This is a genomic window from Planctomycetaceae bacterium, assembly GCA_041398785.1.
Classification (GTDB): domain Bacteria; phylum Planctomycetota; class Planctomycetia; order Planctomycetales; family Planctomycetaceae; genus JAWKUA01.
The window spans coordinates 1-6,136 of sequence record JAWKUA010000058.1 but is presented as its reverse complement, the minus strand read 5'-3'; the positions used below and the strand labels follow the sequence as shown (position 1 = coordinate 6,136).

The 6,136-nt window shown below is 60.6% G+C and carries 6 protein-coding genes; 5 read left to right on the top strand and 1 reads right to left on the bottom strand.

Annotated features, from left to right (window positions below):
• Positions 1 to 431, bottom strand: a 431-nt coding sequence (locus R3C19_27305; protein MEZ6064070.1) for a hypothetical protein, incomplete at its 3' end; no start/stop codon positions are given.
• 477 nt (positions 432 to 908) lie between these two features.
• Between R3C19_27305 and R3C19_27300 the strand changes: the two genes are divergently transcribed.
• The 5 genes from R3C19_27300 (at position 909) to R3C19_27280 (ending at position 5,980) form a co-directional block, all read left to right on the top strand.
• Positions 909 to 1,151: a helix-turn-helix transcriptional regulator gene (locus R3C19_27300; protein MEZ6064069.1), complete on the top strand. Its 243-nt coding sequence runs from the start codon at positions 909 to 911 to the stop codon at positions 1,149 to 1,151.
• Positions 1,152 to 1,461: 310 nt separating this feature from the next.
• On the top strand, positions 1,462 to 1,608 hold the full coding sequence (locus R3C19_27295; protein MEZ6064068.1) for a hypothetical protein: 147 nt from the start codon (positions 1,462 to 1,464) through the stop codon (positions 1,606 to 1,608).
• Positions 1,609 to 1,613: 5 nt separating this feature from the next.
• Positions 1,614 to 1,880: a MotA/TolQ/ExbB proton channel family protein gene (locus R3C19_27290; GenBank protein ID MEZ6064067.1), complete on the top strand. Its 267-nt coding sequence runs from the start codon at positions 1,614 to 1,616 to the stop codon at positions 1,878 to 1,880.
• Between the two features lie 220 nt (positions 1,881 to 2,100).
• Positions 2,101 to 4,455 (top strand): PSD1 and planctomycete cytochrome C domain-containing protein, encoded by a 2,355-nt coding sequence (locus R3C19_27285; protein MEZ6064066.1) that lies wholly within the window; start codon positions 2,101 to 2,103, stop codon positions 4,453 to 4,455.
• 151 nt (positions 4,456 to 4,606) lie between these two features.
• Positions 4,607 to 5,980: a DUF1501 domain-containing protein gene (locus R3C19_27280; GenBank protein ID MEZ6064065.1), complete on the top strand. Its 1,374-nt coding sequence runs from the start codon at positions 4,607 to 4,609 to the stop codon at positions 5,978 to 5,980.
• Positions 5,981 to 6,136: the final 156 nt, after the last annotated feature.

Genomic DNA, 6,136 nt, shown 5'->3' with positions numbered 1-6,136 from the left:
TTCAGACTGTGACTGGTCAGCGCGCGAGCACCGATATTGAACACCATGCCCAGCCGCTTTCCGGCGATCGTGTACAGCACTTCCTTCATCAGGACCAGTCCCTGCCCCGACGTGAAGTTGGTGACGCGTCCGCCAGCCGCCGCGAAGCCCTCACAGAACGTGGCCGCGCTGTGTTCGCTTTCCGGCTCGACAAATACCAGCTTGTCGCCCCAGAGATTCCGGATGCCATTCATCACCGCCGCATTGAAGCCGCCGCCCATCGTGGTGGAACTGGTGATCGGGTAAGCTCCGGAACCCTGGCAAACCCGAGTTTCGACCCAGACGACGGCCTCGGCACCGTCACACGTCGTGGGCAGTCCCGGAAACGGATAACGCTTTTCAATCGATTCCGCGACGGGGACGGTAGGCGTTCTGTCCAGCGTGACTGACATGCACTCTCTCCTCAACCTGAAAAATCTCCCCTGGCGGCCCCCGCAGGGAGCGCTCCGGATCGCGAACAACCGCGATCAGTGGAGACGGTTTCCTGTTTCAGTGAAATCCCGCGGAACTTGTTGTCGTTCGCGGGAAACGATCGACTATCGTTACCCGACGGGCACTTCCCGGAGTTCCGGGGCGGTCCCGGTAACGTCAAAAACCACCGGTACGGAGCGCGAAAAAGGCCGCTCCGCTGGAATGCGCCGCGTCACTCTACCAGGAGTGGGCAGGAAGAGGAAGCCGGTGTTCAAAAGGACGCCGATATCCCGGTTCGCCCGAACCCGGAGCGACGATCGGCAGATCGCGACTTCCGGATTCGATCGCGCCGCGGGAAAACGGGACTCCGCTTGTTTGCGACGCGGCGGAACTTGAATAAAACAATTGTTTCCAGGCTCGGGCGATGGGACAAGCAATCCCCAAAAATGGGTATCACAGTGAAGACAGTTGACGTTTTGCTGGAAGAATCCGGCTTGTGGATCGAGGACCTTGCGTCGCGGGCCAGTCTTCCGGCGGATCGCGTGGAAGCGATCGCCCTGGGACGCTGGACACCAAGTCCGGACGAACGTTCCCGAATCGCCGCGGCCTTCGCAGTCGCCGTGACAGAAGTCAGTTGGGGGCACACGATGGACCCGCGCAACGTGCGGTACCGCCAGTTCGGCCTGAAGGAAGATTTCTGAAGAGCAGCGGTGCGCTTTCCCCGACCCGCCCGTTCGACGAAACGTGTCGTGTTCAACAAGCCGCTGTAGCAGACCGTGCCACTGCAGCCGTCTGCGCAATCGTCGCGACCACGACGGGAAAATTCCCGGCCCGCCAATCAATCCTCCCGCGATCACTGATGCAGCCTCCGCAGCGGAATCGATTGATAGTGAACCGTGCTGCCGACGAGTCGCCGGCAAGCTGCCATTCCGCGATGGCTGCCGTCTTGTGTTCGGGCACGTGCCGCGTGTCGCCGCGAATTCGTACGAAGGCTGCCCAAAGGAACCTCCCATGAAATGGCCTGGTTTGTTGATTGCATCACGGGAGTATTCGGAGCTGGTGTTCGGGTCCGGAGCCGCCAGCCTTGTCGACGTTGCTTCGGATTCTGTTTGTCGCGTTTGTCGGCGGCGGAATCATGGCGGCAAGCGCATGGACTGAATTCCGTGCTGCGCGTCGTGGCAGCGCTGTTCGGGCGCGGCGATTCATCCCGACATTCCGAAGTGCGACAGGCGGCCGAAACTGGGCGTCGCGGATTCGTCGCTGCCGGATGGGTGGGAGTCATCATCGGAGTCATCCAGACGCTGTCGGCCATGGATGATCCCTCACAGCTCGGCCGGGGAATGGCGGTTACGCTGCTGACGGCGTTCTACGGTTATTTGTTCGCCTATCTGATTTGCCTGCCTGTGGAACGCTCGGCGGTTTCTGACTGACCAGATGCCGCGGAAGACGACGCTCCGCAGCGAACGCACCGGAACGCTGGTTGTCGCGGACGTTCGTGGCATTCAGAGTGCCGCCAGGGCCAATTCCTGAATTGCTGGCTTTCGCCGACGCCGACTGCTCTGATATTGTCAGGGTCGGGCAATCATCGACTTTCCTTCCGCGTGCGGAGTCGTGGCGCGATGGTTGCCACAGTCGTCGGAAAGAAGGCTCATGGGCGTCCGTCCTTTCCAGCAACTTCGTTTGCTGCTTTGTTGTGCCGCCATCGTCGCCAGCGCAGCGACAGCCGCCGATGAGCACGCACCCGACGCGCGGGACGTCGAATTCTTCGAAACCCGCATTCGTCCGCTGCTCGCGGAGCGATGCTATTCCTGCCATTCCTCGAACGCAAAAACGGTTCACGGAGGACTGCGACTGGATTCCGCGGATGCGATTCGCCAGGGAGGCGACAGCGGCGCGGTGCTTGCCGACGAGATGCCCGACGACAGCCTGTTGCTGCAGGTCATTCGCTACGGCGGCGATATCGAAATGCCGCCAGACGGGAAACTGTCGGAGGAAGAGATTTCGCTGCTGACCGATTGGGTTCGCAGAGGCGCTCCCGTTCCCGCTTCCACGACGTCGCCGCGTTCTGCCGATGAGGAAATCGACTTTGACGCCGGCCGGCAGTTTTGGTCGTTTCAACCCGCCCGCCGGCAGCCATTGCCCGACGTCAGGAATCACAAGTGGCCACAGTCCCGACTCGATCAGTTTGTGCTGGCAGCCATGGAACGCGAAGGGCTGAAACCTTCGCCTGCTGCCGATCGGGCAACGCTGATCCGCCGACTCAGCTTCGATCTCGTCGGTCTGCCGCCCTCGCCGGAAGACGTTGACGCGTTTGTCGGCGACGATTCCGCCGACGCCATTGAACAACTGGTCGACCGGCTGCTGGATTCGCCGCAGTATGGCGAAAAGTGGGCTCGGCTGTGGCTCGACGCGGCACGGTACACGGATCGCACCGCAAGCTGGCTGGAACAGGGAGGCCGGCCGTACCTGTACCGCGACTGGGTCGTCGCTGCATTTAACAGCGACATGCCGTTTGACGATTTCGTCCATCGGCAGCTTGCCACAGACCTGATGCCGGAAACCGGTCCGGAAGACCTGCCGGCGCTGGGGTTCATTAGCCTGAGCCCCACCTATTGGAAGGAATTGCAGCTTCCCTGCGAAATTATCAAAGTGATCGTCGCCGACGAATGGGAAGAACGAGTCGACGCAGTTTCCCAGACGTTTCTCGGGCTGACCGTCGCCTGCGCTCGTTGTCACGACCACAAGTTCGATCCGGTCAGTTCCGAAGATTACTACGCTCTGGCGGGAGTCTTCGCGAGCTGCCGGCCAGCCGAACAACCGCTGATTCCGGAAGATCTGTACGCTCCGGTGCGCAAAGCAAAGGAGGACGTCGCGAAGATCGAAGCGGAAGTGGAAGCACTGAAGAAACAGAAGCCTGTCCCCGACGACAAAATCGCCGAACTCACGAACCAAATCGCCGGAATCAGGGCCGCCACGCCGCACTATGATGTCCTGCTGGCCAATGGCATGGCCGAAGAATCGCTTTACGTCGAACGCAAAGGCGCGACGGCTCAGGACGGCACGCGGCTCGACTACCGGCCCGGACCGCGGGATCTTCCGTTGTTTGTTCGAGGCAACCCGAACCGTCCCGGTGAAATCGTTCCGCGGCGGTTTCTGACCGTATTGTCCGACAATCCGCAGCCGTTTCAGAATGGCAGCGGCCGACTGGAACTTGCCCGCGCCATCACCACCGATGCGGCGTCGCTGACAGCTCGCGTGATCGTCAACCGCATCTGGATGGCGCATTTCGGACGCGGACTCGTGAACACGCCCAGCAACTTCGGACAGCAGGGCGATCGCCCCAGCCATCCGGAACTGCTGGACGACCTTGCCGCGCGATTCATCGCCGGCGGCTGGTCGATCAAGGATCTGCACTGCGAGATCCTGCTGTCTGCAACGTGGCAACAGTCTTCTGTCAACGACGAAGCATCTCTCGCCGCCGATCCGGACAACCGCTGGTACTCGCGAGCAAACCGGCGTCGACTGGATTTCGAAGCCTGGCGGGACGCGATGCTGAGCGCCAGCGGAACGCTCGACCTGACAACCGGCGGAGAATCTCTCAGCCTGGACGAACCGGGCAACCGCCGCCGCACGCTGTACGGAACTGTGCATCGTCGCGAAATGTCCACCACGCTGCAGATCCACGATTTTCCCGATCCAAATCAGCACAGCCCGCAACGATCCTTCACCACCACCGCCCTGCAGGGACTTTATGCGCTGAACGGCCCACTGCTGGCCGAACAGTCGCGTGCGCTGGCCGATCGACTGCAAACGGAATTTCCCGATGATGACATCGGCCGCATCACTCAAGCCTACCGGCTGCTATTCCTGAGATCGCCGACGGATCGGGAGCGATCACTGGCACTCGACTATCTCGGCGATTCCACCGGCGATGATCGAACCGCCCGCTGGCAGCAGTACACTCACGCGCTGCTGGCTTCGAACGAATTTCTGTTTGTGGATTAGTGCCCTGGCCAACATGCTTTGTTGTGTGGCACTGGCTTTGCCAGTGGTTTCCGCAGTGCAGACGCACTGGCACAGCCAGTGGCACACAACGCAACCATTTGATGCTGACAAGGCACCGGGCTCGCAACGATTTCTACGAGAGTTCCCATTCATGCTTCCAAACACACTCGACCGCCGTCGCCTGCTGCAGAACTTCGGAGGCGGCATGGGCATGATCGCGGCCGCCAGCGCACTCGCGTCGACGGGTTCAACCGCGACACCCGCGACCAATGGCCCGCACTTCCCGGCAAAAGCCAAACGCGTCATTCATCTGTTTATGAATGGCGGACCGTTTCAGGCGGATCTGTTCGATCCCAAACCGGCGTTGAAAAAGTATGCCGGACAAAAGCCCGCCGGAGCCGACCTGCTGACGGAACGGCCGACCGGCGGACTGCTGCCTTCGCCGTTTCGCTTTCGTCCGCACGGAGACAGCGGCGTACAGGTCAGCGAACTGTTGCCGAAGCTGGCGCGCCACATCGACGACATCTGCGTGCTGAATTCACTCCACGCTGATAACCCGAACCACGGACCGGCGCTGCTGCAGATGAACAACGGCACGATCATTCCGACTCGACCCAGCATGGGAGCGTGGTTTCTGTACGGGCTTGGCACCGAAAACCAGAACCTGCCCGGCTACGTCGTGCTGTGTCCGGGACGACCGGTGCGGTTTTCGATCCTGTGGAACAGCGCCTTCCTGCCGTCGGCATATCAGGGAACTTACATCAACCATTCCACCATCGAAGCCGACAAGATGGTGCCGCATCTGCGCAACAGTCAATGGGATTCAGCCACTCAGCGACGTCAGCTTGATCTGCTCCAGCAGCTTAACGCGGATCACAAGGCGACGCGTCCGGGTGATTCGGTTCTGGACGCTCGCATTCAGTCGATGGAAACCGCGTTCCGCATGCAGTTCGAAGCCAGCGACGCCTTCGACCTGAACCGCGAAACGAAGGAAACTCGCGACGCCTACGGTTCCGGTCACTTCGCCAACGGTTGCCTGCTGGCTCGTCGCATGGTGGAACGCGGAGTTCGCTTTGTGCAGGTTTATTTCGGCAATGGCCAGCCCTGGGACACACATTCGGGCCACAACGAAACCGTGCCGAAACTGTGTGCCGACATCGATCAGCCCATCTCCGCACTGCTGACCGATCTAAAACAGCGTGGCCTGCTGGAAGACACGCTGATCATCTGGGGAGGTGAATTCGGCCGAACACCGACATCAGAAAACGGCAATGGCCGCGACCACAACCACCACGGCTTTACAATGTGGCTTGCCGGAGGCGGCGTCAAAGGCGGCATGACGTATGGCGAAACCGACGAATTCGGCTTTAAAGCGGCCGTGGACAAGGTTCACGTCCACGACCTGCACGCAACGATTCTGCATCTGCTGGGCCTGAACCACGAACGCCTCACCTTCCGCCACGCGGGGCGAGATTTCCGCCTGACCGATGTTTATGGGCGGGTTGTGAATGAGATCATTAGTTGAAACTCGCCCATGAATCGCGGAATGGATTCCCGAACACGTCGAGTTCCAGGCGAGACGAATTTCGATCCATCTTTGCAGTGCAGGTAGAATCGTGGAAGCAACAACTGACCGAGGAAGCATCTCATGCCGTCGCCGTTTCCCGGAATGAACCCATAC